This window comes from Streptomyces sp. NBC_01077 (genome assembly GCF_045162855.1).
In the GTDB taxonomy this organism is placed as follows: Bacteria; Actinomycetota; Actinomycetes; order Streptomycetales; family Streptomycetaceae; genus Streptomyces.
Genome location: NZ_CP108669.1, coordinates 2,633,618 through 2,658,603, shown reverse-complemented (window position 1 = coordinate 2,658,603; position 24,986 = coordinate 2,633,618). Strand labels below are relative to the sequence as shown.

At 73.1% G+C, this 24,986-nt stretch carries 27 protein-coding genes; 17 read left to right on the top strand and 10 right to left on the bottom strand.

The window, feature by feature from the left end:
- Nucleotides 1-35 precede the first annotated feature (35 nt).
- On the bottom strand, nucleotides 36-1,061 hold the full coding sequence (locus OG462_RS11840; protein WP_406057126.1) for a hypothetical protein: 1,026 nt from the start codon (nucleotides 1,059-1,061) through the stop codon (nucleotides 36-38).
- Nucleotides 1,062-1,174: 113 nt separating this feature from the next.
- Here OG462_RS11840 and OG462_RS11835 point away from each other — a divergent pair, with 113 nt between their 5' ends.
- From OG462_RS11835 to OG462_RS11810, 6 genes are all read left to right on the top strand, one after another.
- Nucleotides 1,175-1,798 carry a TetR/AcrR family transcriptional regulator gene (locus OG462_RS11835; RefSeq protein ID WP_406057124.1) on the top strand — a complete coding sequence of 208 codons (624 nt, stop codon included), beginning with the start codon at nucleotides 1,175-1,177 and terminating at the stop codon, nucleotides 1,796-1,798.
- 184 nt (nucleotides 1,799-1,982) lie between these two features.
- Nucleotides 1,983-2,636 (top strand): nicotinamide riboside transporter PnuC, encoded by a 654-nt coding sequence (gene pnuC, locus OG462_RS11830; RefSeq protein WP_406057122.1) that lies wholly within the window; start codon nucleotides 1,983-1,985, stop codon nucleotides 2,634-2,636.
- A complete protein-coding gene (locus OG462_RS11825; RefSeq protein WP_406057121.1) occupies nucleotides 2,633-3,712 on the top strand; it encodes an AAA family ATPase in 1,080 nt (359 codons plus the stop codon). The genes pnuC and OG462_RS11825 overlap by 4 nt, the downstream gene beginning before the upstream one ends.
- A 77-nt stretch (nucleotides 3,713-3,789) precedes the next feature.
- On the top strand, nucleotides 3,790-4,524 hold the full coding sequence (locus OG462_RS11820) for an NUDIX hydrolase (protein ID WP_406066483.1): 735 nt from the start codon (nucleotides 3,790-3,792) through the stop codon (nucleotides 4,522-4,524).
- The gene (locus tag OG462_RS11815; RefSeq protein WP_406057119.1) at nucleotides 4,521-5,552 is read left to right on the top strand and encodes an ADP-ribosylglycohydrolase family protein; all 1,032 of its coding nucleotides are present in this window, start codon (nucleotides 4,521-4,523) and stop codon (nucleotides 5,550-5,552) included. Before OG462_RS11820 ends, OG462_RS11815 begins: the two co-directional genes overlap by 4 nt.
- Before the next feature lie 3 nt (nucleotides 5,553-5,555).
- Nucleotides 5,556-6,326, top strand: a complete 771-nt coding sequence (locus OG462_RS11810) for a DNA polymerase beta superfamily protein (RefSeq protein ID WP_406057117.1) — start codon at nucleotides 5,556-5,558, stop codon at nucleotides 6,324-6,326.
- Here OG462_RS11810 and OG462_RS11805 read toward each other — a convergent pair.
- The 3 genes from OG462_RS11805 to OG462_RS11795 are packed head-to-tail and all read right to left on the bottom strand — an operon-like array spanning nucleotide 6,323 to nucleotide 7,952.
- Nucleotides 6,323-7,012 carry a DNA polymerase beta superfamily protein gene (locus tag OG462_RS11805; RefSeq protein ID WP_406057115.1) on the bottom strand — a complete coding sequence of 230 codons (690 nt, stop codon included), beginning with the start codon at nucleotides 7,010-7,012 and terminating at the stop codon, nucleotides 6,323-6,325. The genes OG462_RS11810 and OG462_RS11805 overlap by 4 nt on opposite strands.
- A gap of 32 nt (nucleotides 7,013-7,044) precedes the next feature.
- Nucleotides 7,045-7,572, bottom strand: coding sequence for a Rieske (2Fe-2S) protein (locus tag OG462_RS11800; RefSeq protein ID WP_406057113.1), 528 nt, complete (start codon nucleotides 7,570-7,572; stop codon nucleotides 7,045-7,047).
- 44 nt (nucleotides 7,573-7,616) lie between these two features.
- Complete coding sequence (locus tag OG462_RS11795; RefSeq protein ID WP_406057111.1) at nucleotides 7,617-7,952, bottom strand: DUF952 domain-containing protein; 336 nt, start codon at nucleotides 7,950-7,952, stop codon at nucleotides 7,617-7,619.
- A 111-nt stretch (nucleotides 7,953-8,063) separates the two neighbouring features.
- Here OG462_RS11795 and OG462_RS11790 point away from each other — a divergent pair, with 111 nt between their 5' ends.
- From OG462_RS11790 to der, 6 genes are all read left to right on the top strand, one after another.
- Nucleotides 8,064-8,495: a YidB family protein gene (locus OG462_RS11790; protein WP_406057109.1), complete on the top strand. Its 432-nt coding sequence runs from the start codon at nucleotides 8,064-8,066 to the stop codon at nucleotides 8,493-8,495.
- A 126-nt stretch (nucleotides 8,496-8,621) separates the two neighbouring features.
- Complete coding sequence (aroH, locus tag OG462_RS11785; RefSeq protein WP_406057107.1) at nucleotides 8,622-8,984, top strand: chorismate mutase; 363 nt, start codon at nucleotides 8,622-8,624, stop codon at nucleotides 8,982-8,984.
- The gene (locus tag OG462_RS11780) at nucleotides 8,981-10,069 is read left to right on the top strand and encodes a prephenate dehydrogenase (RefSeq protein ID WP_406057105.1); all 1,089 of its coding nucleotides are present in this window, start codon (nucleotides 8,981-8,983) and stop codon (nucleotides 10,067-10,069) included. The genes aroH and OG462_RS11780 overlap by 4 nt, the downstream gene beginning before the upstream one ends.
- A 160-nt stretch (nucleotides 10,070-10,229) precedes the next feature.
- Nucleotides 10,230-10,904 carry a (d)CMP kinase gene (cmk, locus tag OG462_RS11775; protein ID WP_406057103.1) on the top strand — a complete coding sequence of 225 codons (675 nt, stop codon included), beginning with the start codon at nucleotides 10,230-10,232 and terminating at the stop codon, nucleotides 10,902-10,904.
- Nucleotides 10,901-11,545, top strand: a complete 645-nt coding sequence (locus tag OG462_RS11770; protein WP_406057101.1) for a lysophospholipid acyltransferase family protein — start codon at nucleotides 10,901-10,903, stop codon at nucleotides 11,543-11,545. The genes cmk and OG462_RS11770 overlap by 4 nt, the downstream gene beginning before the upstream one ends.
- Nucleotides 11,546-11,615: 70 nt before the next feature.
- A complete protein-coding gene (gene der, locus OG462_RS11765) occupies nucleotides 11,616-13,064 on the top strand; it encodes a ribosome biogenesis GTPase Der (protein WP_406057099.1) in 1,449 nt (482 codons plus the stop codon).
- Between the two features lie 91 nt (nucleotides 13,065-13,155).
- Here der and OG462_RS11760 read toward each other — a convergent pair whose 3' ends face one another.
- Nucleotides 13,156-13,485 carry a hypothetical protein gene (locus tag OG462_RS11760; RefSeq protein WP_406057097.1) on the bottom strand — a complete coding sequence of 110 codons (330 nt, stop codon included), beginning with the start codon at nucleotides 13,483-13,485 and terminating at the stop codon, nucleotides 13,156-13,158.
- 164 nt (nucleotides 13,486-13,649) lie between these two features.
- Nucleotides 13,650-14,432: a hypothetical protein gene (locus OG462_RS11755; RefSeq protein ID WP_406057095.1), complete on the bottom strand. Its 783-nt coding sequence runs from the start codon at nucleotides 14,430-14,432 to the stop codon at nucleotides 13,650-13,652.
- A gap of 250 nt (nucleotides 14,433-14,682) precedes the next feature.
- Between OG462_RS11755 and OG462_RS11750 the strand changes: the two genes are divergently transcribed.
- Nucleotides 14,683-15,285, top strand: coding sequence for a transglycosylase family protein (locus tag OG462_RS11750; RefSeq protein WP_406057093.1), 603 nt, complete (start codon nucleotides 14,683-14,685; stop codon nucleotides 15,283-15,285).
- Between the two features lie 15 nt (nucleotides 15,286-15,300).
- Here OG462_RS11750 and OG462_RS11745 read toward each other — a convergent pair whose 3' ends face one another.
- The 3 genes from OG462_RS11745 to OG462_RS11735 are packed head-to-tail and all read right to left on the bottom strand — an operon-like array spanning nucleotide 15,301 to nucleotide 18,991.
- The gene (locus OG462_RS11745) at nucleotides 15,301-15,957 is read right to left on the bottom strand and encodes an ATP-binding cassette domain-containing protein (protein ID WP_406057092.1); all 657 of its coding nucleotides are present in this window, start codon (nucleotides 15,955-15,957) and stop codon (nucleotides 15,301-15,303) included.
- A complete protein-coding gene (locus tag OG462_RS11740; protein ID WP_406066481.1) occupies nucleotides 15,954-18,560 on the bottom strand; it encodes an ABC transporter permease subunit in 2,607 nt (868 codons plus the stop codon). The genes OG462_RS11745 and OG462_RS11740 overlap by 4 nt, the downstream gene beginning before the upstream one ends.
- The gene (locus OG462_RS11735) at nucleotides 18,560-18,991 is read right to left on the bottom strand and encodes a hypothetical protein (protein WP_406057090.1); all 432 of its coding nucleotides are present in this window, start codon (nucleotides 18,989-18,991) and stop codon (nucleotides 18,560-18,562) included. Before OG462_RS11735 ends, OG462_RS11740 begins: the two co-directional genes overlap by 1 nt.
- 117 nt (nucleotides 18,992-19,108) lie before the next feature.
- Here OG462_RS11735 and OG462_RS11730 point away from each other — a divergent pair, with 117 nt between their 5' ends.
- The 4 genes from OG462_RS11730 (at nucleotide 19,109) to OG462_RS11715 (ending at nucleotide 23,311) form a co-directional block, all read left to right on the top strand.
- Nucleotides 19,109-19,621, top strand: coding sequence for a hypothetical protein (locus OG462_RS11730; RefSeq protein WP_406057088.1), 513 nt, complete (start codon nucleotides 19,109-19,111; stop codon nucleotides 19,619-19,621).
- Nucleotides 19,599-20,891, top strand: coding sequence for an ABC transporter substrate-binding protein (locus OG462_RS11725; RefSeq protein WP_406057086.1), 1,293 nt, complete (start codon nucleotides 19,599-19,601; stop codon nucleotides 20,889-20,891). Before OG462_RS11730 ends, OG462_RS11725 begins: the two co-directional genes overlap by 23 nt.
- Before the next feature lie 91 nt (nucleotides 20,892-20,982).
- A complete protein-coding gene (locus OG462_RS11720; protein WP_406057084.1) occupies nucleotides 20,983-22,257 on the top strand; it encodes a glycosyltransferase family 4 protein in 1,275 nt (424 codons plus the stop codon).
- A 67-nt stretch (nucleotides 22,258-22,324) separates the two neighbouring features.
- A complete protein-coding gene (locus OG462_RS11715) occupies nucleotides 22,325-23,311 on the top strand; it encodes a helix-turn-helix transcriptional regulator (protein ID WP_406057082.1) in 987 nt (328 codons plus the stop codon).
- On the opposite strand, the gene ctaD is transcribed toward OG462_RS11715, so the two are convergent.
- On the bottom strand, nucleotides 23,250-24,962 hold the full coding sequence (gene ctaD / locus OG462_RS11710; RefSeq protein WP_406057080.1) for a cytochrome c oxidase subunit I: 1,713 nt from the start codon (nucleotides 24,960-24,962) through the stop codon (nucleotides 23,250-23,252). The two genes, OG462_RS11715 and ctaD, sit on opposite strands and share 62 nt — an antisense overlap.
- Nucleotides 24,963-24,986 lie beyond the last annotated feature (24 nt).

The following is a 24,986-nucleotide window of genomic DNA, read 5'->3' as shown; positions in this document are numbered from 1 at the left end:
CGGTCCTCGCGTCGATCCTCGCGTCGGTTCTCGCTTCAGTTCTCCCGATGGTGCCGGGCGACGGCGGCGAACGCGGCCTTCGGCTCCCACTCCATGTCGGGGTACGTGTCCCCCTTGCGGTCCTCGAAGACCTTCACGATGCCGTAGCTCGCCAGGTCCAGGTCGTCGCGAGGATCGCCGTCCGGGCGATGTACGTGGTCGTGGAGGGCGAAGACGAACACGAAGGTGCTGTCGACGCCCGCGGCGTCGAAGGTCTCCAGGAGTTCGCGTACGGAGGCGGCCTGGCCGGCCTCGTCGCGCGCGTACTCCCCGTTCAGGCGCACCGGACGCCCGTTCTCCTTGTCGTATTCGACGATCTCGAGGCCGCGCGCACCCATGTCGCCCGCGCCGCGGAAGGTCGCGGAACCGAACTCGGTGATCGCGACCGGCTTTCCCTGCGCGACGAGCCCCCGGACGCCCGCGTCGAACGCGTCGGCGATCTCGGCCGACCGGTAGAGATCCACGGACAGGAAGTCGAAGGGCGTCCAGTCGATGCGCTCCAGCGGTACGGAGGCGTAGGTGATCCTGCCGTGGAACCGTTCGCGGACGACGGCCACGGCCCTGCCGAGGAACGCGTCGACCCGGGCCGCGGCCTCCGCGATCCGCTCGGCCGGGCGGTCCGGCGCGAGCAGGAACGCGACCCGCTCGTCGATCGAGTCGCCGGGCAGGAACCCCTTGTTCATCAGACTCAGCTCGGCGCCGGTGACGAGGACGACCTCGCCGCCGCGCCGCCGGAGCCGCTCGGCCCGCTCGGCGCAGTCGGCGAACAGCGGCAGCATCTCGTCGGCGGTCAGTTCGAGCGGGTACGGCGAGAACCAGACCTCGAGACCCAGATCGAGGGCGAACGTCGCGGCGAGCTCGATCCGCTCGGGATCACCGCCCGTGACGCGGACCGCGGTGCAGTGCAGGTCGTCCCGGATGACGCGGAGCTCGCGCTCGACGGTCACGGGATCGAAGCGCTCGCGGGAGATCGCGCTCCCACGGACGAATCCGGTGTCGTACGTGATGCCCTTGGCGCGCATGTGTCGTGTCCCTCCGGAGGCCTTTAAGGTACGCGGAGTACCTTACTTGCCGGTGATGAACGGTCAAGCCCACCATGGAGAGGAACGAGCGGTACCGAACACGGGACGAGGGCATGGCGGACGAACCGACGAAGCAGGCTGCTGCCGGCGGGCAGGCCCGGCGACGGGGTGCGGCTCTGGAGGAGGCGATCCTGCGCGCCGCCGCCGAGGAGCTCACCGAGTCCGGGTACGCCGGGCTGACCATGGACCGGGTCGCGCGGCGCGCCGGCACCAACAAGAACGCCCTCTACCGCCGCTGGCCCAACCGGCTCGCGCTCGGCATCGCCGGCTACCGGCAGCTGGCCACCTCGGTCCAGCCGCCCGACACCGGGGAGCTGCGCGCCGACGTCCTGGAGCTGCTCCGTGGCGCGAACCGGCACTGGAGCTCCCCGCTCGGCACGGTCCTGCGTGAGCTGATGGCCGCGGCCGGGGGTGCTTCCGAGTTCCTGGCCCAGCTGCCCGAGCAGTCCACGGATTCCGTGGCCGCCGCCTGGCTGACCGTCCTGGGGCGTGCGGTCGCGCGCGGTGAGGCCTCGCCGGAGGCGCTGCATCCGCGGGTCGCCACGGTCGCCGTCGTGCTGCTCCGCAACGAGTTCGTGGTGCGGGGGGTCCCCACCGCGCCCGACGAGGTCCTCGTCGAGATCGTCGACGAGGTCTATCTGCCCCTGGTCCGGAAGCGCGGGGCGGCGACCGGCTGAGGCTCCACGCTCACCCCCGGTGCTCCCTGGCGCTCCCAGGCCTTTCTGAGGCTCCGCGCTCTCCCCGGCGTTCCCCGGCGTTCCCCGGCTCTTCCCGGGTCGCCCCGGCTCTCCCCGGGTTTTTCGGCCTTGTGGCCGGAGCCCGTCCCCCTTTATAGTCAACATGACTCTTAAGGAGGCGGGCGTGAGCCTCGCAAGCATGCTCGAACCGCTGCAGCAGCCGCTCTTCACCGTCCTGGACACCCCGGTCAGCTGGACCGAGGTCCTGGGATTCGGCAGCGGGGCGCTCTGCGTATGGCTCGTCGCCCGGCAGCACCTCGCCAACTGGCCCATCGGCATCGCCAACAACCTGTTCTTCGTCCTGCTCTTCACGCAGGCGGGGCTCTACGCCGACGCCGGCCTCCAGATCGTCTTCATCACCCTCGCCGTGTACGGCTGGTGGACCTGGACCCACGGGGGTGGACCAGGCTCCGACGCCCTCCCGGTGCGCCGCACCACGCGCACCGAGTGGACGTGGCTGCTCACGGCGGGGGTGGTGGGGACCCTTGCGCTCACCCTGCTGCTCGACCGCGCCACCGACTCGACCGTCCCCTTCTGGGACGCCCTGACGACCGCGCTCTCCCTCATGGCGACCTACGGCCAGTGCCGCAAGCGCCTGGAGTCCTGGTGGCTGTGGATCGCCGCCGACGTGGTCTACGTACCGCTGTACGCGTACAAGGAGCTGTACCTGACCTCCCTGCTGTACGTCGGCTTCATGACGCTCTGCGTCCTCGGCCTGCGCGGCTGGACCAGGGACCTCACCACCCGGCGCGCCCTCCCGGTGGGGGCGACGGCATGAAGCGCTACGGACACGGCCTCGTCCTCGGCAAGTTCTATCCGCCGCACGCCGGCCACCACCATCTCGTCCGCACGGCCCTCGACCGCTGCGAGCGCCTCACCGTGCTCGTCTGTGCCTCGTCCGTGGAGTCCGTTCCGCTCGACGAGCGCGTCGCCTGGATGCGCGAGATCCACCCCGACGCCCTCGTCGTCGGAGCCGTCGACGACACCCCCGTCGACCTCCACGACCCCGACGTGTGGGACGCCCACATGGCCGTCTTCCGGGCCGCCGTGCCCGAGCAGGTCGACGCCGTCTTCACCTCGGAGCCGTACGGGGAGGAGCTCGCCCGCCGCTTCGGCGCCGAGCCCGTCTGCGTCGACCCCGAGCGCATCCGCTTCCCCGTCTCCGGGACCGCCGTCCGCGCGGACCCCGTCGGCTGCTGGGACTACCTGGAGCCGCCCGTGCGGTCCGCGCTCACCCGGCGCGTCGTCGTCCTCGGCGCCGAGTCCACCGGCACGACCACCATGGCCCTCGCCCTGGCCGACCACTACCGGCGGCGCGGTGGCGTCTGGGCCCGCACCCGGTACGTACCGGAGTACGGGCGCGAGTACAGCGAACTCAAGCTCGCCGAACTCCGCGCCGAACGCCCCGGTGCCGACTGGGCCGACGTCACCTTCCACTCCTCCGACTTCCCCGTCATCGCCCAGCGCCAGGCCGAACTGGAGGAGGAGGCGGCCCGCGACGGCTCACCCGTGCTCATCTGCGACACCGACGCCTTCGCCACCACCATCTGGCACGAGCGGTACATGGGCACCGCCAGCCCCGCGACCGGCGAGATCGCCGCCCACGGCCGGCAGCACCTCTGGCTGCTGACCGACCACCGGGGCGTCGACTTCGAGGACGACGGACTGCGCGACGGGGAGCACCTGCGGCCCTGGATGACCGCGCGCTTCCTCACCCAGCTCGCCCACAGCGACCGCCGCACGGCCGTCCTCAGCGGCCCCCACGAGGAGCGGCTGGCGGCGGCGGTCGCCGCCGTGGACGGGCTGCTCGCCGAGGGCTGGAACCTCGCCGACCCGCTGCCGGAGCGCCGATGAACGGCCACCGGACCCCAGGGGGTGTGCCCGAGGGCGACGCCGGGGTGCCGGGCGGCGTGCCCGAGAGCGACGGCCGGGTGCCGGCGAGTGCGCCCGAGGGCTACGACCCGTACGCCTTCGAGCCGTTCGCCGTCACCGTCGACCTCGCCGTCCTCACCCTCCGCGAGGAGCGCCTCCACGTCCTGCTCGTCGAGCGCGGCCAGGAGCCGTACGCCGGAACCTGGGCGCTCCCCGGCGGCTTCGTCCTGCCCCGCGAGTCCGCCGAGCGGGCCGCCCGCCGCGAACTCGCCGAGGAGACCGGACTGTCCGAGACCACCGTCGCCGGACTCCACCTCGAACAGCTCCGCACCTACAGCGATCCGGACCGCGACCCGAGGATGCGGGTCGTCTCCGTCGCCTTCGCCGCGCTCGTGCCCGACGCACCCGAACCGCGCGGTGGCGGAGACGCGGCGCAGGCCCGGTGGATGCCGTACGGGAAGCACGGGCCGCTCGCCTTCGACCACGACCGCATCCTCGCCGACGCCCACGAACGGGTCGGCGCCAAGCTGGAGTACACCTGTCTCGCGACCGCCTTCTGCCCGCCCGAGTTCACCCTCGGCGAGCTGCGGCAGGTCTACGAGACGGTCTGGGGCGTCGAGCTCGACCGCCCCAACTTCCGGCGCAAGGTCCTCACCACGCCCGGCTTCGTCCAGGCCGTGGAAGGACCGCCGCGCCTCACCGGCGGACGGGGGAAACCGGCCGCTCTCTACCGGGCGGGCGAGGCCACCACGCTCCACCCGCCCCTGCTGCGACCGGAAGGACGATCCGCGTGAACCTCACCCGCACCGCCACCAAGCAGGCCGCGACCGGCTCCCTGATCGGGCTGGCGCTCGGCGACGCCCTGGGCTTCCCGACCGAGTTCAAGGACGTGCCGTCGATCCTGGCCTCGTTCGGGCCCTGGCGTGAGATGCCGCTGCCCGTCAGGGGCGGGAAGGCGTACGTCACCGACGACACCCAGATGACCCTCGCCTTCGCCCGGGGCATCCGCACCGCCATGGACCGCGGGGTGCTCGCCCCGCTGCGCCTGGCCAGGCCCGTACGGGACGAGTTCGTCGACTGGTACCACTCCCCGGAGAACAACCGAGCCCCCGGCAACACCTGCCTCCGCGCCTGCATGCTCCTCGACGGCGACCGGCCCTGGCAGGACGCCAGCCAGATCGGCTCCAAGGGCTGCGGCGCCAACATGCGCGTCGCGCCCATCGGGCTCGTCCCCGGGCTCAGTGACGAGCAGCGGGCGGGCGCCGCGCAGCTCCAGGCGGCCCTGACCCACGGTCACCCCACCGCGCTCGCCGCCTCCGACCTCACCGGCCGCGCCGTGTACCTCCTCGCCCAGGGCGTGGACCCGGCCGGACTCGTCGGGCAGCTGCGCTCGTACGCGTACGAGAACCGCTCCCGCTACCACGAGCACTGGCTCGGCGACCTCTGGACCCGCTCCCAGGACCCCTCCGCGCTCTCCTTCATCCGGCGCGGCTGGGACGAGTGCCTGGCCGTCCTGGAGCGCCTGGACGCCGTCCAGCGCACGGCGGACCCGGAGCTCGACCCCTGTACGTACACCGGCGACGGCTGGATCGCGGAGGAGGCCCTCGCCACCGGGCTCCTCAGCTTCCTCCTCTTCCCCGACGAGCCCCTCACCGCCCTGCGCCGGGCCGCCTGCACCCGGGGTGACTCCGACTCGATCGCCGCCCTCGCGGGCGCCTTCGCCGGCGCCCATCTCGGCGCCGACGCCTGGCCGAAGGAGTGGGAGGAGCACATCGAGTACCGGAGCGACCTGCTGACCTTCGGCGCGCTCTGGGACGCTTGATCCATGACGCTCACTCTCGACCCCTCGCAGGACGTGGACCTCACCGCCGTCGTGGCCGAACAGCCCGACCCCCTGCTCTTCGCGACGGTCTCCGGCGCGCACCTGTACGGATTCCCGTCCCGCGACTCGGACGTGGACCTGCGCGGGGCGCACCTGCTGCCCGTGGAGGCGCTGATCGGGCTGCGCGAGCCGGAGGAGACCCGCAGCCGGATGTGGGACCGGGACGGCGTCGAGATGGACCTCGTCACGCACGACCTGCGGAAGTTCGCCCGGCTGATGTTGCGCCGCAACGGCTACGTCCTGGAGCAGCTCACCTCCCCGCTCGTCGCGCACACCACGGAGACCCACGCGGAGCTGGTCTCCCTCGTGCCCGAGGTGCTCACCTCTCACCACGCCCACCACTACCGGGGCTTCGCCGGGACGCAGTGGCGGCTCTTCGAGGGCGGCGGTGAGCTCAAGCCGCTGCTCTACACCTACCGGGCGCTGCTCACCGGCATCCACCTGATGCGGTCGGGCGAGGTGCAGGCCCATCTCCCGACCCTGGTCGAGGAGGTCGCCGAGGCGCCCGCCCGGCTGCCCGACCTCGTCGCGGCGAAGGCGGCGGCGGAGCACGGGCTCGCGGACGTGGCGATCGAGGACGTGCGGGCGGAGACCGAGGTCCTGCACGGGGTCCTGGACGAGGCGCAGGCCGCGTCCGCTCTGGGGGAGACGGCGGTACGCGCCCACGACCTGCTGCACGATCTCGTCGTACGGGCCCGGCCGAAGAGCTGTTAGAGCACGTCCGTGGCCGAGGCGCGGCGCGCGCGGATCAGGAAGTCCTGCACGCGCGCGTGGTCCGGTGTCGCCGGGAGCGGGGTCGAGTCGAGGGCGCGGTCGGCCTCCTCCTGGAGTCGGTTCATCCAGGACTCGACCTCGGGCCAGGACACCTCGCCGCGCTTGACCGCCAGGAGGCGTTCGCGTTCCTCGCCGACGTCGATCCGAAGCTCGCCCGAGCGCAGGAGGTCCCGGCAGCTGGTCAGCAGCCGCAGCAGATGCATGGCGTGCTTCCAGCGGGGGTGACCGTACTGGCGCACGTCCGCGTCGAGCTTGCGGCGCTGCCCGCCCGCGTAGCGGACGAAGGTCTGATGGGCCTGCCGGGAGAGGAAGGCGCCGCGCAGCGAGAGCAGTTCACGGCCGAGGTCGTCGACGTGCTCGACGACGGGGGAGTGGAGGCACTCCAGGACGTTCGGGTTGTTGCGCAGGGCCAGCTCGCAGAACCGTTCCAGCTCCCAGCTGAACTGCTCCTCGGCCGGCCCCTCCACATGCGCGGGGGGCTTGTCGAAGTGCCAGAACAGCGGCGTCGGGGCGAGGTACACGCCCCGGACGTCCGTGTCGCTGCCCTCGGTCGCGAGGCCGAAGGCGCGCGAGCCCATGACACAGGAGTAGATCGTGTGTTCGCGCACCAGCTCGTCCGGAGTCATGCCGGTCAGGCTACGGCAGCGCAGTGACAGGGCTATGTCAGGGTGATCGAGTCCCCCGAGACGGTGATCTGCTCGGCCGGCAGCGGGCGGGGAGCCGGTCCCGCCACCACCGCCGCGTCGGTGATGCGGTACTTGGAGCCGTGGCAGGGGCAGTCGATGGTGCCGTCCGCGACCTTGTTCACCAGACAGCCCTGGTGGGTGCAGATGGCCGAGAACGCCTTGAACTCCCCGGCCGTGGGCTGGGTGACGACCACCTTCTCCTCGTCGAAGACCGTGCCCCCGCCGACCGGGATGTCGGAGGTCTTGGCCAGGGCGCGGCCGACGGGGGACGCGGAGCCGCTCGGAGCCGCGCTGGTGGTGCCCGTGGTGGCCGGAGCACTCGTGCCGGGCGTGCTCGGGGTGGCCGGGGCGCTCGTGTCGGGGGTGGCCGGGGCGCTGGTGGTCGTACCGCCGTCGCCTCCGTCGTCCGAGCCGCAGCCCGCCGTCAGGGCCGCGGCGGCGACCAGGACGGTACGGCGGCTCGTGGCGCGTGAAGTCAGGTTGGTGGCGCGTGAAGTCATACGGCCACCTTGGCGCCGGGGAGCCGCAGGGTCCCGCAACACGCCTACAGCCAGGGGGTCAGCTCCCTCGCACGGCCGTCCGCGTCCCGCCGTACCTCCAGGACCGAGGTCACCGCCTCCCGCTCGATCGGCCCGTACACGTGCGGGAAGAGCGTCCCTCCCGAACCCTCCCAACGGATCTCCCCGGCCAGCCGGTCCTCGTCGATCAGCAGCACCAGGAGCGGGCCGGCCACATCCCGGTAGCGGTCCCCGGCGATCACCAGGGCCGCGGCCTCGTCCGGCGAGCAGTGGACGAAGCCCTCGGCGGCGAGGGACGCCGGGGCGTACGGGGCATCGGGAGCGGCCGACCAGTCGGCCAGCGGTACGACGTGCAGGAGCATGGCGACAGTTCTACCGTGCGGATCTCGTGGGCGAGGCCTTTACCCCGAGTGGCGGAACACCCCGGTTCAGGTGACATTGGGCGTGTTCCGAACCGGACGAAAGGCAGAATCATGGCGGGAAACGACCTCGGCAGTCTCCTCGGGAGCCTCCTCGGAGGCGCGGGCGGACAGAGCGGCAGCGGCGGCGCCGGCGGCATCCTCGGCTCCCTGATCGGCGCCCTCTCCGGCGGCAAGGGCGCCGGCGGTGCGGACGGGTCGAACCCGCTCGGCGGACTCCTCGACATGCTCACCAAGTCCGGCCTCACCGACCAGGCCCAGTCCTGGGTCGGCACCGGTGAGAACCAGTCCGTCAGCGGCGCACAGATCGCCGAGGCCCTCCCGGACGACACCCTGCAGAAGGTCGCCCAGGACGCCGGCGTCAGCCCGCAGGAGGCCGCCGACCAGATCGCGCAGTCGCTGCCGCAGGCCGTCGACAAGCTGACCCCGGACGGCTCGGTGCCCCAGGGCTCCCTGGAGGACCTCATCCGCGCGCAGCAGCTCTGACGGCTCCAGGGGCACCGACGGCTCCCGCGGCGCCCGCCCTCCGTCTCGGAGGGCGGGCGCCGCGACGCGCCCTCCCGGCGCCTGACTAGGCTGAACGGAGCACTGACGCAGGCGAAGGAGCACGACGTGGCGGTACGAGCGGTCCGAGGAGCCGTCCAGCTGGAGCGGGACGAGGCCGGACACATGAGCGAGCAGGTCGAGGCGCTGCTCACCGCCGTCCTCGAGCGCAACGGGCTCGACGCCGACGACCTCATCAGCATCTGGTTCACGGCCACCCCCGACCTCCACAGCGACTTCCCCGCCGCCGCGGCCCGCCGCATCGGCATCGTCGACGTACCCCTGATCTGCGCGCAGGAGCTCGACATCGAAGGGGCGATGCCGAGGGTCGTCCGGCTCCTCGCCCATGTCGAGACCGATCTTCCCAAGTCCCGGATCGCGCACGTCTACCTCGGCGCCGCGGCCGCTCTGCGCAAGGACATCGCCCAGTGAGAACAGCGCTCGTCATCGGCACCGGACTGATCGGCACCTCCGCCGCGCTCGCCCTCGCGAGCCGGGGCGTCACCGTCCATCTGCGCGACCACGACCCGGCGCGCGCCAGCACGGCCGCCGCGCTCGGCGCCGGCACCGACGAGGCGCCCGAGAGGCCCGTGGACCTCGTCATCGTCGCCGTACCCCCGGCACACGTGGCCGCCACCCTCGCCGCGGCCATGACCGCCGGGCTCGGCCGTGGCTACCTCGACGTGGCAAGCGTCAAGGGCGGCCCCAAGCGGGAGCTGGAGGCCCTGGGCCTCGACCTCACCCTGTACATCGGTACGCACCCCATGTCCGGCAAGGAGCGCTCGGGCCCGCTCGCCGCGACCGCCGACCTCTTCGAGGGGCGGCCCTGGGTCCTCACCCCGACCCGGGGCACCGACACCGAGGTCCTCAACCTCGCCCTGGAGCTCGTCGCCCTCTGCCGGGCCGTCCCCGTCGTCATGGACGCCGACGCCCACGACCGGGCGGTCGCCCTGGTCTCCCACACCCCGCAGCTCGTGTCGTCGATGGTCGCCGCGCGCCTGGAGGAGGCCGACGAGACGGCGGTACGGCTCTGCGGGCAGGGCATCCGCGACGTCACCCGGATCGCCGCCTCCGACCCGCGGATGTGGATCGAGATCCTCTCCGCCAACCCGGGCCCGGTCGCCGACGTCCTCGCGGGCGTCGCGGCGGACCTGGACGAGACGGTACGGGCGCTGCGCTCGCTGGAGTCCGGCGACGACGCCAAGCGCCGCGACGGCGCCTCGGGCGTCGAGGACGTCCTGCGCCGCGGCAACGCCGGCCGCGCCCGCGTCCCCGGCAAGCACGGCGCCGCGCCCGCGACGTACGAGACGGTCGCCGTCCTCATCAGCGACCAGCCGGGCGAGCTGGCCCGCATCTTCGCCGACGCGGGCCGTGCGGGGGTCAACATCGAGGACGTCCGCATCGAGCACGCGACCGGCCAGCAGGCGGGTCTGGTCCAGCTCATGGTGGAGCCCTCGGCGGCCCCGGTCCTCGGCGCGGCCCTGCAGGAGCGGGGCTGGGCACTGCGGGCGGGCTGACGGCGGGGCCCCGGCCGGGGCGAGGAGCGCCCCCGGGGGCGCCTCCGCCCCGGCCCCGGCACGGGCTGGGCCGAACGGGTGCGTGGGACTCGGTAACCTTGGGGAGGTCCCTTGCATCTCCGCCGGGTCCTGCCGCTCACCCCAGGAAGGTGTTCCCACCGTGGAATCCGTGATCGTCGCCATCGACGGGCCCTCCGGCACGGGCAAGTCCAGCACCTCGAAGGCGGTCGCCGCCAAGCTGGGTCTGAGCTACCTCGACACCGGCGCCCAGTACCGGGCGATCACCTGGTGGATGATCAGCAACGGTGTGGACGTCCACGACGCCGAGGCCGTCGCCAACGCCGCCGCCAAGCCGGTCATCGTCTCCGGCACCGACCCGGCGCGGCCCACCATCACCGTCGACGGAGCCGACGCCGCCGGCCCCATCCGTACCGAAGAGGTCACCTCCAAGGTCAGCGCCGTCAGCGCCGTCCCCGAGGTGCGGGAGCTCATCACCGAGCTCCAGCGGACCATCGCCAAGGGCGCCGAGCACGGCATCGTCGTCGAGGGCCGGGACATCGGCACCACCGTCCTCCCCGACGCCGACCTCAAGATCTTCCTCACCGCCTCGCCCGAGGCCCGCGCCGCCCGCCGCTCCGGCGAGCTCAAGGGCGTCGACGTGCACGCGACGAAGGAAGCACTGATCAAGCGGGACGCGGCCGACTCCAGCCGTAAGACCTCGCCGCTCGCCAAGGCCGACGACGCCGTCGAGGTCGACACCACCGAGCTCACCCTCGACCAGGTCATCGAGTGCGTCGTCACCCTGGTGGACGAGAAGAGGGCGGCCGCGAAGTGACCGTGCCCTCCGAGAAGGGCGCCGCCGTCGGCCGACGCATCGGCATCGGGCTGATGTACGGCTTCTGGAAGCCGCGCGTCCTCGGCGCCTGGCGGGTGCCGGCCTCCGGCCCCGCCATCCTCGCCGTCAACCACGCTCACAACATCGACGGCCCCATGCTCATGGGCACCGCCCCGCGCCCCGTGCACTTCCTCATCAAGAAGGAGGCGTTCGTCGGACCGCTCGGCAGCTTCCTGGAAGGCATCGGGCAGCTCAAGGTGGACCGCGACAGCACCGACCGCAAGGCGATAGGCAACGCCCTGGGCGTCCTGGAGCAGGGCGGCATCCTCGGGATCTTCCCCGAGGGCACCCGGGGCGACGGCGACTTCGCCTCGCTCCGCGCGGGCCTCGCGTACTTCGCCGTCCGCAGCGGCGCGCCGATCGTCCCGGTCGCCGTGCTGGGAAGCACCGAGCGCCGCGGACGGTTGGTCAAGGCACTGCCTCCGCTGCGCGGCCGCGTCGACGTCGTCTTCGGTGACGCCTTCGACGCGGGGGACGGCTCCGGCCGGCGCACCCGCAAGGCGCTCGACGAGGCCACCGTACGGATCCAGGGGAAGCTCACCGACCACCTGGAAAACGCCAGGCGCCTCACCGGGCGCTGAGCGAGACTTTCAGTAGTGGGCCCCGCGGCCCGGGGACCCACCGACCACGAATGATCAAGGAACGGACTTCATGAACGACCAGCACGACCACGGGGCACTTGGCGACGCCGAGTACGCGGAGTTCATGGAGCTCGCCTCCGAAGAAGGCTTCGACGCCGAAGAGGTCGAGGGCGCGATCGAGGAGGCAGGCCACGGCCCCCTCCCCGTCCTCGCCGTCGTCGGCCGCCCGAACGTCGGCAAGTCGACCCTGGTGAACCGCATCATCGGCCGCCGTGAGGCCGTCGTCGAGGACAAGCCGGGCGTCACCCGCGACCGCGTCACCTACGAGGCCGAATGGGCCGGGCGCCGCTTCAAGATCGTCGACACCGGCGGCTGGGAGCAGGACGTCCTCGGCATCGACGCCTCCGTCGCCGCCCAGGCCGAGTTCGCCATCGAGGCCGCCGACGCCTGTCTCTTCGTCGTGGACGCCACCGTCGGCGCCACCGACACGGACGAGGCCGTCGTCCGGCTGCTGCGCCGCGCCGGGAAGCCGGTCGTCCTCGCCGCCAACAAGGTCGACGGACAGTCCGGCGAGGCCGACGCCTCCACGCTCTGGTCCCTGGGCCTCGGCGAGCCGTTCCCCGTCTCGTCGCTGCACGGCCGCGGCACCGGCGACCTCCTCGACGAGGTCCTGAAGAAGCTGCCCGAGGCCCCCGAGCAGCGCTTCGGCAACGCCGTCGGCGGCCCCCGCCGCATCGCCCTCATCGGCCGCCCGAACGTCGGCAAGTCCTCGCTGCTCAACAAGGTGGCGAACGAGGACCGCGTCGTCGTCAACGAGCTGGCCGGCACCACCCGCGACCCGGTCGACGAGCTGATCGAGCTCGGCGGCGTGACGTGGAAGTTCGTCGACACGGCCGGCATCCGCAAGAAGGTCCACCTCCAGGAGGGCGCGGACTACTACGCCTCCCTGCGGACGGCCGCCGCCGTCGAGAAGGCCGAGGTGGCCGTCATCCTCATCGACACCACCGACAACATCTCGGTCCAGGACCAGCGCATCATCACGATGGCGGTCGAGTCGGGCCGCGCCATCGTCATCGCCTACAACAAGTGGGACGAGCTCGACGAGGAGCGCCGCTACTACCTCGAGCGCGAGATCGAGACCGAGATGCAGCAGGTCGCCTGGGCGCCGCGGGTCAACGTCTCCGCCAAGACCGGCCGCCACATGGAGAAGCTGGTCCCGGCCATCGAGACCGCCCTCGCCGGCTGGGAGACCCGCGTCCCCACCGGGCGGCTCAACGCCTTCCTCGGTGAGATCGTCGCGGCCCACCCGCACCCGATCCGCGGCGGCAAGCAGCCCCGCATCCTCTTCGGTACGCAGGCGGGCACCAAGCCGCCCCGCTTCGTGCTCTTCGCCTCGGGCTTCCTGGAGGCCGGCTACCGCCGCTTCATCGAGCGCCGTCTCCGCGAGGAGTTCGGCTTCGAGGGCACCCCGATCCACATCTCGGTCCGCGTGCGCGAGAAGCGCGGCCGCAAGAAGTAGTCGACGCGAGAACGCACCGCTCCGGGCGGTGACACACGGCGGAGGGCCGGGGCGATCGCCCCGGCCCTCCGCCGTTTCCCCGGTGTGCTCCCTAGACGCCCCTGCGGGGCCCCGGTGGCAGCGCCGCCTGCGTATGCGTCGGCGGGTACGGCGTCGACCACGCCGTCGGATACGCCGAGGCGTACCGGTGGTTCTGCCCGTGTCCGTACACGCCCGTGCTCACCGCCGTACCGAAGGCCCGGAACGTCAGCTCCTCCTCGCCGCTGCGATCACCCGGCAGCGTGCGGAACGACCTGCGGTACTCCGAGTACAGGGCGTCGTAGATCGGTGTGGGCGAGGCCCCCGCCGTCACGTCCTGCGCAGGGCGCATCGAAGGGATCTGACTCGGATACGGCTGGAGGAAGGGGTCGTATGCGTGCACGTAGGTGCCAACGACCCCGCCGCCCGTCGGATGCGGGCGGCTCTCCGAAAGAGGCGCAGGCCGGGGGCGTGGCACGGTCGGGACCGCGGGCCCCGCGGAGCCCGTGGGCCCCGTCGGTACGCCGGGGACCCGCGCCCACCCTATGCCCGGCCGGCCGCCCTCCATCAGGTACCGGCCAGCGGCATCGCGGCGGCGACCAGACGCCCGTTCGCCGCGGCCTTCTCCAGCGCGTCACGCAGCAGGTCCTCGCGCGGCTGCTGGCCGATCGAACCCACCGGCGCGGCGAAGACCAGCACCGTGTGCGACTTGTTGGCCGCCGCACGCCAGCCCTCGGTGACCTGCAGCGGCTGGTGCGCCTGCCACCAGGCGGCCTGCCCGGCGCCGCCGGGGCCCGGCTGGAGGACGGAGTGCAGCTGGCCCATGGCGACCAGGACCGACCAGCCCGGCAGCGCCGCCGGCTTCTCGTCCAGGTTCATGACCTGGTGGAAGCCCTGGTCGGCCAGGAGCGGCAGGAACTCGTCGGTGAGACCGTCGGAACCCGGACGGGCCACCGGGGCGGTCGGCTCCACGACAAGGGCCGGGTGCAGCTCGCCCTCGATCAGGACGAGACCGCTGGTGACGCCGAGCACGGCCTGCTCGGGGTGGGCGGCGGACAGTGCGTCGGCGGTGTCCGAGGCCGTGATGGAGGCGACGGCGCCCTGGAGCTGCTCCTCGGCGACCCGGACGACCTGCGACGGAATGCAGCTGGCGTGGGCGAACGCGAGGACCGCGGTCTCGTCGCCGACGAACAGCACCGTGCTGGTGCGCTCCTGCTCGGAGTCCCCCGGCGTGCGGCAGGAGGTGCAGTCGTAGCTGCCCGGGGCGTTGTCGCCGGCGAGCAGCCGGTCCGCTTCTTCGTCGCCGATCTCGGCGCGTACGTCCTCGCTGACGTCGAGCATGCGCGGCACGGGGGGCTCCCTGGACTCGGTACGGGGGGACGCCGGGCCGTTCCCGGGCGTCTCATGCCGAGTTCAACGGGTCAGGCTCGGCCGGGGTCACGCGCGGAAGCGAGGCAACTTGCCGCCGGCTCGTGCGGAAGCGGGTGAGCGGGCGTCGGGAAGAGGGGTGAGAAGGCGGGTGACTCCGACCGGGTGGGGTGTGAACAGTGTTCCGCGCGGCACGGGCCGGGGGCGGCGGGGCGCTGCCTAGCCTGCCCCGATGTCGAAGATCCGATTTTGGACGACCGGTTCTCTCGTGGCGGCGTCCGCTGCCGCGCTGCTGTCCCTGGCCCCGGCACCCGCCGAGGCCAGGGACGTGCCGGACGGGCCCACGAACACGTCCGCCGTGCTCCGGGACGTGTCCGAAGGGCTTCGCGCGGCCGCCGCGGTGCCCGCGTACGCCTGCGCCGATGACCAGTGGCCGTGGGGTTGTGTCGCCGAGTGCGAGAGCAGCGGGGACTGGCACATCAACACCGGGAACGGCTTCTACGGCGGGCTGCAGTTCTGGCACCCGACCTGGGTCGAGCACGGCGGACTCCGGTACGCCCCGCGCGCCGACCTGGCGACCCGCCCCCAGCAGATCGCCGTCGCGGAGGAGGTGCTCCGCACCCAGGGGTGGGGAGCCTGGCCCGTCTGCTCCCGGCGGTACGGGCTGAGCGGGCGCGTCCACACCGTCCAGAGCGGCGACACCCTCAGCTCCATCGCCCACCGCTTCGGGATCAAGGGCGGCTGGCGGGCGCTGTACCAGGCGAACCGGAGCCTCATCGGGCCGGATCCGAACCGGGTCGTCGACGGCACGATGCTGCGGATCGCCCCGCTCTGAGCCCGCTCGCCGCCGTCAGTCCAGCTCGGGCGGCTCCCCGCTGAACGCGAGGGAGCCGCGCCGCAGCTCGTGTACGAGCGTCCCGGGCGGCAGCCCGTCCGGTACGCGCTGCTCCGCGAGGACCACGGCCGCGCCGCCCCTCACCGCGAGCGCCGCGAGCCTTCGGTACGTACGGGCCGCGACCGGCGGGGCCAGGCCGAGCGACGGCTCGTCGACCAGCACCACGCGGGCGCTCGCGCTCGCGCGTGCCGCGAGCAGGGCGCGGGAGAGGGCCAGCATGCGGCGCTCACCGCCCGAGAGGGTTCCGGCGGTGCGGTCCAGGAGGGGGACGAGCTCGGGATACGGGGGGCGTGCCCCGGGTGCGGTGAGCGCGAGGTTCTCGGCGACGGTGAGGCTCGCGTACACCGCCTGCCGGTCCGGTACGAAGCACAGCCCACGGCGCGCCCGCTCGTGCGCCGACAGGCGGGTCACGTCGGTGCCCTGCCACAGGACCCGGCCGGCGGAGAGCCGTACCGTGCCGGCGAGCGCGCGCAGAGCCGTCGTGCGTCCCGACCCGTTGCGGCCCAGGAGCACGGTGACCGTGCCGGCCGGGACGGGCAGGTCCAGGCCGTGCAGGGCCTCCAGGGGGCCGTAACGGACCCGTGCGGCGCGCAGGGCGATCTCGACGCTCATGACACGATCCGGCCGCCTTCCATGGTGTGCACCGTGTGGGCGATCCCCGCGACGAGATCCGGGTCGTGCTCGACGACGAGGACGGTCAGGCCGTCGGCGGCCAGCGCGGCGAGGACCCGGCCGAGGGTGGCCGTCTCGGCGGCGTCGAGACCGGCGGCGGGCTCGTCGAGGAGCAGGGTGTGCGGCTGCCCGGCCAGCGCGCGGGCCAGCTCGACCCGGCGCAGGGTCCCGGTGGGCAGGTCCGCCGCCGGCGCGTGCCGTAGGGGTCCGGCGAGGCCGAGGAGACGGAGGCTCCGCTCGACCGCGGCGGGGTCTCTCCGGACGTGGCCCTGCTCCTCGCCGAGGCGGACGTTCTCCTCGACGGTGAGGGACGGGAAGACGGCGAGGCGCTGGAAGGTCCGTGCGACGCCGAGCCGGGTACGGGCGTGGGCCGAGCGGTGGGTGATGTCGGAGCCGTCGAGGGTGATCCGGCCCGCGCGGGGGCGGAGGGTGCCGGCGAGGCAGTCGAAGAGGGTGCTTTTTCCGGCGCCGTTGGGGCCGACGAGCGCGGTGATGCGGGAGGGGGCGAGGTCGAGGGTGACGCGGTCGAGGGCGGTGACCCCTCCGGGGTAGGTGAGGGTGAGGCCGTGGGCGCGGAGCCTCGCGGGGGCGCTGTGGGGTGCGTCGGCGGGTGCGGGGCGGTGGGGGTGCGTCCGGCCTTCGGCCGGACCGGGGTTCCCACCCGCCCCCAGAGCTTCGCCCGGGGGTGCCCCGCTCTCGCTCCGCTCGCCCGTGACGCTTGTCGAGTGTGGTGTGGGTCTTCGCGCGGGGGGTGGCGCGCCGTCGGCGGCCTTCGGGGCCGGGGCTTTCCGGGGGAGCAGGGTGGTCAGGGGGCCTACCCGGCCCGTGAAGGCCGCCAGGAGGCCCAGGGCCAGCGCTGCCGTGCCCGCGTACGCGCCCGCGTCCAGGGTGGTCAGGACGGCCGCCGCCGCCAGGGGGGTGAGGAGGCTGTCGGCGCCCAGGACCAGGACCGCGGCGAACCAGAGCAGGCCGCGGACCGGGTCGTACGCCTCCGCGTCGAAGGCGCGCAGTCCCATGCCGAGCAGGCCGCCGCCCAGCGCCGCCAGGGCCGCGCCCAGGACGAAGGCGAGGAGCTTCAGGCGGGGGACGGCGACGCCCGCCGCCTCCGCGCCCGGCTCGTGGTCCCGCAGCGCGGCGAGCGCCCGGCCCGTGCGGCCCCGGCGGAGGGCAGCCACCAGGGCCAGACAGCCCGCGAGGACGACGATTTCGAGGGCGTAGAAGGCGCGGTCGTCGGAGAAGCCCGCGGGGCGGCCGAGGGAGAGGCCCGCCGTCGCGTACGGCTGGGTGAGGACGAAGCGGCTCGCCGCCACCCCGGTCGCCAGGGTCACGAGCGCGAGCGCCAGGCCGTGCCGGCGGATCGCCGGCCAGCCCGTGAGCAGACCCACCACTCCGACCAGTGGCACCGCGAGGCCCAGGGCCAGGAGGCCCGGGACCCCGCGTGCCGTGAGCAGCGCCGTGAACAGGGCGCCCAGACCCGCGTACGCCGCCTGTCCGAGCGCGATCTGGCCGCCGCGCCCCGCCACCACGACCAGGGACAGCAGGATCACGGACAGGGCCGGGACCTGGATCGCCGTGTGGAGGTCCGAGCCCGCGAAGCCGAGCGGGAGGAGGAAGAGGACGCCCACGACGAGCCACACGGCCCCCGGCACCCGCCCCGGACGCACCGGCGGCGGCAGCGCGTCCCGGCCCCTGCCGCCGATCCCCGGCAGGACGAGCGCGGCGACCAGCAGCGCCACCACGAACAGGTTCGCTCCGACGGCCTGGAGCAGCGGCCCGGCCCAGCCCTCCGGGTGCAGCCGGGTCAGCTGGGCCTGGGCCACGCCGATCGCGAGCGCGGCCACCACCGCGACCGGCAGGGACCGCATGCGGGCGATGACCGCGACCGCGATCACCTCGACGACCAGCAGCGGCATCCCGTACGGGTCGAGCCGTACGTAAGGGGCGAGGAGGACCCCGGTGAGCCCCGCCGTGAACGAGCCGAAGGCCCAGCCGGCCGCCGCGACCCGGTCCGCGTCGATTCCGGAGAGCACCGCGAGCTGCCGGTTGTCGATCACGGCCCGCAGCTCCCGCCCGAACCGGGTCCACCGGGTGACCGCCCCCACCAGGCAGGCGAGCGCCACCACCGCACCGAGCTGGGCCCAGGGGTCGTCGCCGAGGAGCACGGGCACGTCGTCGCGCGCCCCGGGACCCCACAGCAGCACCGCCGCGCCCACGAGCAGGACGAAGACGCCGATGGAGGCCACCAGGGACTGCGCCGGGTTCGCCTCGCGCCGTGCGAGGGGCCGGAACACCCCAAGGTCCAGAACGAGCCCGATGCCGGGGGCGACGACGAGGAGGGTGACCAGGGCGCCCGCCGGCAGCGGCCAGCCCCACACCACCACCAGCTGGCGCAGCACGTACGCGCAGATCATGGCCACGGCGCCGTGCGCCAGGTTCAGGACGCCGGTCGCCCGGTAGGTGACGACCAGTCCGATGCCGGTGAGCGCGGCGGCGCTGCCGACCGCGAGGCCGGCGAGCGTCAGCTCGTACGTCAGGGAGGCCATCAGGGGGGCCACGGCTCACAGACGGGACAGGGGGCCAGCGACGCCTCTCCCACGTCCACCGCCGCCGGCTTGCCCGCGATCAGCGGGCAGTCGGGCCGGTGGGCGAGGGTCCCGCCCGGGACCCGGAGGAGTGGGCCGTCGGAGGAGGGCGGGGCGCTCTCCTCCGACGCGACGGGGTTCTCCTCCGTCCCCGGTGCCGCCCCCGGGCCGCGCGCTTCGGGAGGGCGTACGGGCAGCGCGTGAGCCGCCACCACGAGCACCGCGCCCGCCACGATCAGCGCCGCCCCCGGCACCGTGCACGAGGCCAGATAGGGCAGCTGCCGCTCCGCGAACCGCTCGCCGGAGATCCCGTACCAGCCGAGCACGCACAGCACCGCGCCCCCGGCGGCCGCCACGAGACCGCTCCACAGCAGGATCCGGGATGCCGGCACGGCGACCTCCCTCGTCTCTTCCTCACGCTATGCCCTGATCTTGCACTATGCCCCGATCCGTCCCACCCTGGAAGCATCGGGCCGTACGGCCCGGAGGGACACCCGGTGGTGAGCCAGATGGTTTTCGCACGACTCGGCCGACGCCCCCGGCTCGCCGCCCTCGCGGCCGCCGCCGTCCTCGTGCTCACCCCCGCCGTCGCCGGCTGCTCCGACGACGGACAGGGCCGCTACGACGGCACCGAGACCTCGGCCCCGTCCACGGGGGCCGACGAGCCCGACGACCCCGCCGCCGCCCGGGCGGAGATCACCGAGAACTGGACGGCGTTCTTCGACCCGAAGACCCCCGCCGCCGAGCGGGTGAAGCTCCTGGAGAACGGGGAGCGCATGCAGGAGGTCCTCGGCGCCTTCGGCGGCGACAAGAACGCGGCCATGACCTCGGCGAAGGTCACCGGCGTCGAGTTCACCTCCGCCACCGAGGCCGACGTGACGTACGACCTGCTGGTCGGCGGAGCCCCCGTCCTGCCCGACGCGCAGGGCACCTCCGTCCTCCAGAACGACACCTGGAAGGTCACCGTGAAGACACTGTGCGGCCTGGTCCAGCTGAGCGGTGTCACCGTTCCGGGCTGCTGAGGCGGGAGCGGCGCTGCTCCTGGCCCTGCTGCTGCTTCTCCTCACGGCCTGCGGCAGCCGGCTCCCGGAGCGCGCCTTCGAGACGCGGCCCACCGCCAACCCCTCCGGCGGTGAGCCGCTCCGGGTCGGGATCGTCACCAGCGTCACCAGCCCGGTCGGCGGGCAGGCGTTCACGGGCACGCGTGACGGAGCCCGCGCCTACTTCGACGCCCTCAACGCGCGCGGAGGCCTGGACGGGCGCCGGATCGAGGTCGAGACCTGCGACGACGGCGGCAGCGGTGTCGGCAACAATGCGTGCGTGCACCGGCTGATCGACGAGCGCCGGGTCTTCGCCCTCGTCGCCACCACCGCCCTGAACTACGCGGGCGCGCCCCTCGTCGCCCGCGCCGGCGTGCCCGATGTCGGGGGCCAGCCCCTCACTCCCGCGTACGACACGTATCCGCACCTCTACGGGATCTACGGCAGCTCCGCCCCGCGCACCGGGAAGGAACCCGGCTGGGGCGGGGTCCTGTACGGCGGGACCGAGGTCTACCGCTGGTTCGCGAAGGAGCGGGGTGCCAGGACCGCCGGCGTCGTCTCCTACAACCAGGCCGCGTCCGCCGCGTACGCCCGGCTGGTCACCCGTGGGCTGCGCGCCGAGGGCTACCGGGTCGTCGAGGAACAGGTGGACTTCGCCCTGCCCAACTTCCGCGCGGTCGCCGCCGATCTGCGGGCCCAGCACGTCGACGTCCTCTTCGACGCCATGGACACCCACGGCAACGTGCGCCTGTGCGAGGCGATGGAGACCCTCGGGGTACGGGTCGACGCGAAGGTCACCAACGTGCAGAACTGGTCCTCGTCCGTCGCCCGCGACTACGCCCGCGCCCCCGGCTGCCGGGACGCCCTCTGGGTGACCGGCTCCAGCCGCAACCACCAGGACACCGGACATCCGGCGGTCCGCGAGTTCCGGGCGGCGATGGGGGACCGGCCGCTGTCCCAGTGGCAACTGGAGGGCTGGGCGGCCGCGATGTGGTTCACCGACGCGGCCCGCTCCTGCCTCGCCGACGGCGGACTCACTCGTGCGTGCGTGGAGACCTATCTGAACCGTCCTGAGGCGTACACCGCACGGGGGCTGCTCCTTCCCGTCCGCTACGAGCACCTCGCGCGACCGCCCGCGACCCGGAACACCTGTCTGTCCGTGGCCCGTTGGCAGGACGGCCGGGGCTGGGTGAGCCAGGGCGAGATGACGAAGAACTGCGCGACAGTTCCCCAGCTCGGCTACCGCCCGTGACCCCTCCACGGCTACCGCCCGTGAACACCGGGGCTTCACCGGCAGTACAGTCGAGCGACCGATCAACTGACCGGGGGGAACCGGCGGCGCGATGCGAATCTCCTTTCTGCTCCACAACGGCTACCACTACGGCGGCACGATCCGGACGACGTTCACGCTCGCCGAGGAACTGGCGGAACGTCACGAGGTCGAAATCGTCTCGGTGTTCCGCCACCGCGACCGCCCGCTCCTCGGCCTGCCCTCCGGGGTGACCCTGCGCCACCTCGTCGACCTGCGCAAGGACAGCCCCGGATACGACGGCGACCACCCCGACTTCCACCGGCCCGCCGAGGCCTTCCCGCGCGGCGACGGACGCTGGAAGCAGTACAGCGCGCTCACCGACGCCCGGATCGGGGAGCACCTGCGCGGCGTCGAGACCGACGTCCTCGTCGGCACCCGCCCCGGGCTGAACGTGCAGCTCGTCCGGCAGGCCCGGCGGGGTCCCGTCCTCGTCGGCCAGGAGCACCTGATCCTCGACGGTCACAGCTTCCGGCTGCGCCGGGACATCGGCCACGAGTACGCGCTCCTCGACGCCGTCACCACCGTGACGGAGGCGGACGCCCGCGCCTACCGGAAGCTCGGACTGCCCGGCGTACGGATCGAGTCCGTGCCCAACAGCGTGCCCGCGCCCCCGGTGCCGCCCGCCGACCCCGCGGCGAGGACCGTCGTCGCGGCGGGCCGGCTCACCCGCGTCAAGCGGTACGACGTGCTGATCGACGCCTTCGCCGAGGTGGCCGCCGACCACCCCGACTGGAAGCTGCGGATCTACGGCAGCGGCGACGCGGTCCAGGACCTCAAGGCGCCGCTGACCCGGCAGATCAAGGACCGGGGCCTCGGCGAGCAGGTCTTCCTCATGGGCTCGGTGACCCCGCTGGAGCCCGAACTGGCCAAGGGCTCGATCGCCGCCGTGACCTCGCAGCGCGAGTCCTTCGGCATGACCATCGTCGAGGCGATGCGCTGCGGACTCCCGGTCGTGTCCACCGACTGCCCGCACGGGCCGCGCGAGATCATCGAGGACGGGGTCGACGGCTTCCTGACGCCGGTCGACGACGTGGCCGCGTTCGCGCGGGCGCTGCGCCGGCTCGTCGAGGACGACGAGCTGCGCGCCAAGACGGCACGGGCGGCGCTCGGCGCCTCCGAGCGCTTCGACCCGGCCCGGATCGCCGCCCGGCACGAGGCGCTCTGGACGGAGCTCGTCGAGCGGGGCGCGCGCCGGCGCACCCACCCGCAGGGAAGGGCGACGCTGCACCGCGGGGCCGGCCGGGCGATCGACGCGGTCTACGGTCTGAAGGCGAAGGCCGGCCGGCTGGTCCGTCGTTTCCGCTGACGGGACGACGGCGTTCCCCGTCCATTGAGGACAGAAGTCGTCCGCGAGGGCTGGCAGACTCGGGGCCATGTTGGAGACCTCCGCACGGCTCTTGCGTCTGCTCTCGTTGCTCCAGGCCCACCGCGAGTGGTCCGGTGCCGACCTCGCCGACCGGCTCGGGGTGACGCCCCGCACCGTACGGCGGGACGTCGACCGGCTCCGCGAGCTCGGCTATCCGGTCAACGCGAGCCCCGGGACCGGCGGCGGGTACCAACTGGGCGCCGGGGCCGAGCTGCCGCCGCTGCTCCTCGACGACGAGGAGGCCGTGGCGGTCGCGGTCGGCCTGCGCGCCGCCGCCGGACAGGGCGTCGAGGGGATCGGGGAGAGCTCCGTACGCGCTCTCGCCAAACTGGAGCAGGTGCTTCCCGGGCGGCTGCGGCGCCGGGTGAGTGCCCTGAACGCCTTCACCGTTCCCATGCTGCGCACCCCGCGCGAGCGGATCGACCCGGCCGTCCTCACCGAGCTCGCCAACGCGTGCCGGGACACCGAGCGGCTCCGCTTCGAGTACCGGGACCACGGCGGGACCGCCACCCGCAGGACCGTCGAGCCGCACCGCCTGGTGTGCAGCGAGCGGCGCTGGTACCTGGTCGCCTGGGACGTCGACCGGGCCGACTGGCGCACCTTCCGCGCCGACCGGATCGTGCCGACACTGCCGCACGGACCCCGCTTCCCGCCCCGCGAGCCGCCCGCCGAGGACTTGGCCGCCTACGTGGCGAAGGGCGTGTCCACCGCCGCGTACGCGACGTCGGCGACGATCCGGCTGCACGTGCCGCTCGACGAGGCCGCCGCGGCCGTCGGCGCCGCCGACGGTGTCCTGACGGCGGACGGGGAGAACGCCTGCCTGCTGCGCACCGGGGCCCACAGCCTCGACGTGATGGTGATCCACGTGTCGCTGATCGGCTTCGAGTTCGAGGTGCTCGACCCGCCGGAGCTGGTCGACCGGGTGCGGGCGCTCAGAGATCTGTTGTCCCGCGCTCTCGACCGATCGGCCGGCGCTCCGGCGGAGGGCTCGTGATCCTCATCCGCTCGTAGGCCGCGAACTCCGGGTGGTGCAGGTCGAAGGCCGGCGACTCGGAGCGGATCCGGGGCACGGCGTCGAAGTTGTGCCGGGGCGGCGGGCAGGAGGTCGCCCACTCGAGGGAGCGCCCGAAGCCCCACGGGTCGTCGACGTCGACCTCGGGCGCGTACAGCGTGGTCCGCCACACGTTGTAGAGGAAGGGCAGTGTGGAGGCGCCGAGCAGGAAGGCGCCGATGGTCGACACGGTGTTGAGGGCGGTGAAGCCGTCCGCCTCCAGGTAGTCCGCGTACCGCCGGGGCATGCCCTCGGCGCCGAGCCAGTGCTGCACCAGGAAGGTCAGGTGGAAGCCGACGAAGAGGGTCCAGAAGTGGATCTTCCCGAGCCGCTCGTCGAGCATCCGGCCGGTGAACTTGGGCCACCAGAAGTAGAAGCCGGCGAAGGTCGCGAAGACGACCGTCCCGAAGACCGTGTAGTGGAAGTGGGCGACGACGAAGTACGAGTCGGTGACCTGGAAGTCCATCGGCGGCGAGGCGAGGATCACCCCGGTGAGGCCGCCGAAGAGGAAGGACACCAGGAAGCCGACGGACCACAGCATCGGGGTCTCGAAGGAGAGCGAGCCCCGCAGCATCGTCCCGGTCCAGTTGAAGAACTTCACCCCGGTGGGCACCGCGATGAGGAACGAGAGCAGCGAGAAGAACGGCAGCAGCACGGCGCCCGTCGCGAACATGTGGTGGGCCCAGACGACCACCGACAGGCCGGTGATCGCCATGGTGGCGGCGATCAGCGTGGTGTAGCCGAAGATCGGCTTGCGGGCGAAGACCGGGATGATCTCGCTGACGATTCCGAAGAACGGCAGCGCGATGATGTACACCTCGGGGTGCCCGAAGAACCAGAAGAGGTGCTGCCAGAGCAGCGCGCCGCCGTTCTCGGGCTGGAAGACCACCGAGCCGAGGCGCCGGTCCGCCTCCAGGACGAGCAGGGCCGCGGCGAGCACGGGGAAAGCGACGATCACCAGGACCGCCGTGAAGAGCACGTTCCAGGTGAAGATCGGCATCCGGAACATGGTCATGCCGGGCGCCCGCATCCCGACGATGGTCGCGAGGAAGTTGACCGAGGTCAGGATGGTGCCGAAGCCGGAGAGCGCGAGCCCCATGATCCACAGGTCGACGCCCACGCCGGGGGAGCGCTCCAGGCTGTTGAGCGGGGCGTAGGCGGTCCAGCCGAAGGCGGCCGGGCCGCCCGGGGTGAGCAGCGAGCCGATCACCATCAGGCTGCCGAAGAGGAACAGCCAGTACGAGAACATGTTCAGCCGCGGGAAGGCGACGTCAGGCGAGCCGATCTGCAGCGGCACCAGCTCGTTGGCGAAGCCGGCGAAGGTGGGCGTCGCGAAGAGCAGCAGCATGATCGTGCCGTGCAGGGTGAAGGCCTGGTTGAACTCCTGGTTCGTGAGCAGCTGCATCCCGGGGCGGGCCAGTTCGGCCCGCATCAGCATCGCCATCAGGCCGGCCACGAGGAAGAAGACGAACGCGGTCACCAGGTAGAGGTGGCCGATCTTCTTGTGATCGGTGGTGGTCAGCCAGTCGATGAGCACCCGGCCGTGCCGTTGTGGGGGCGATTCGACGGTCGCGGTCGCTGTCCCGTTGCCCATCCCGCTGCCTCCGCCTCGCCGTCG

Excerpts from the sequence above, each read along its gene's own strand:
- OG462_RS11800 (WP_406057113.1), bottom strand. The coding sequence starts at position 7,572 with ATGACTTCACGCGCCACCAACCTGACTTCACGCGCCACGAGCCGCCGT.
- OG462_RS11745 (WP_406057092.1), bottom strand. The coding sequence starts at position 15,957 with ATGAGCGTCGAGATCGCCCTGCGCGCCGCACGGGTCCGTTACGGCCCC.
- ctaD (WP_406057080.1), bottom strand. The coding sequence starts at position 24,962 with ATGGGCAACGGGACAGCGACCGCGACCGTCGAATCGCCCCCACAACGG.
- OG462_RS11835 (WP_406057124.1), top strand. The coding sequence starts at position 1,175 with ATGGCGGACGAACCGACGAAGCAGGCTGCTGCCGGCGGGCAGGCCCGG.
- OG462_RS11810 (WP_406057117.1), top strand. The coding sequence starts at position 5,556 with ATGACGCTCACTCTCGACCCCTCGCAGGACGTGGACCTCACCGCCGTC.
- OG462_RS11825 (WP_406057121.1), top strand. The coding sequence starts at position 2,633 with ATGAAGCGCTACGGACACGGCCTCGTCCTCGGCAAGTTCTATCCGCCG.
- OG462_RS11740 (WP_406066481.1), bottom strand. The coding sequence starts at position 18,560 with ATGGCCTCCCTGACGTACGAGCTGACGCTCGCCGGCCTCGCGGTCGGC.
- OG462_RS11795 (WP_406057111.1), bottom strand. The coding sequence starts at position 7,952 with ATGCTCCTGCACGTCGTACCGCTGGCCGACTGGTCGGCCGCTCCCGAT.
- OG462_RS11790 (WP_406057109.1), top strand. The coding sequence starts at position 8,064 with ATGGCGGGAAACGACCTCGGCAGTCTCCTCGGGAGCCTCCTCGGAGGC.
- OG462_RS11805 (WP_406057115.1), bottom strand. The coding sequence starts at position 7,012 with ATGACTCCGGACGAGCTGGTGCGCGAACACACGATCTACTCCTGTGTC.
- OG462_RS11715 (WP_406057082.1), top strand. The coding sequence starts at position 22,325 with ATGTTGGAGACCTCCGCACGGCTCTTGCGTCTGCTCTCGTTGCTCCAG.
- der (WP_406057099.1), top strand. The coding sequence starts at position 11,616 with ATGAACGACCAGCACGACCACGGGGCACTTGGCGACGCCGAGTACGCG.
- OG462_RS11840 (WP_406057126.1), bottom strand. The coding sequence starts at position 1,061 with ATGCGCGCCAAGGGCATCACGTACGACACCGGATTCGTCCGTGGGAGC.
- OG462_RS11730 (WP_406057088.1), top strand. The coding sequence starts at position 19,109 with ATGGTTTTCGCACGACTCGGCCGACGCCCCCGGCTCGCCGCCCTCGCG.
- OG462_RS11750 (WP_406057093.1), top strand. The coding sequence starts at position 14,683 with ATGTCGAAGATCCGATTTTGGACGACCGGTTCTCTCGTGGCGGCGTCC.
- OG462_RS11720 (WP_406057084.1), top strand. The coding sequence starts at position 20,983 with ATGCGAATCTCCTTTCTGCTCCACAACGGCTACCACTACGGCGGCACG.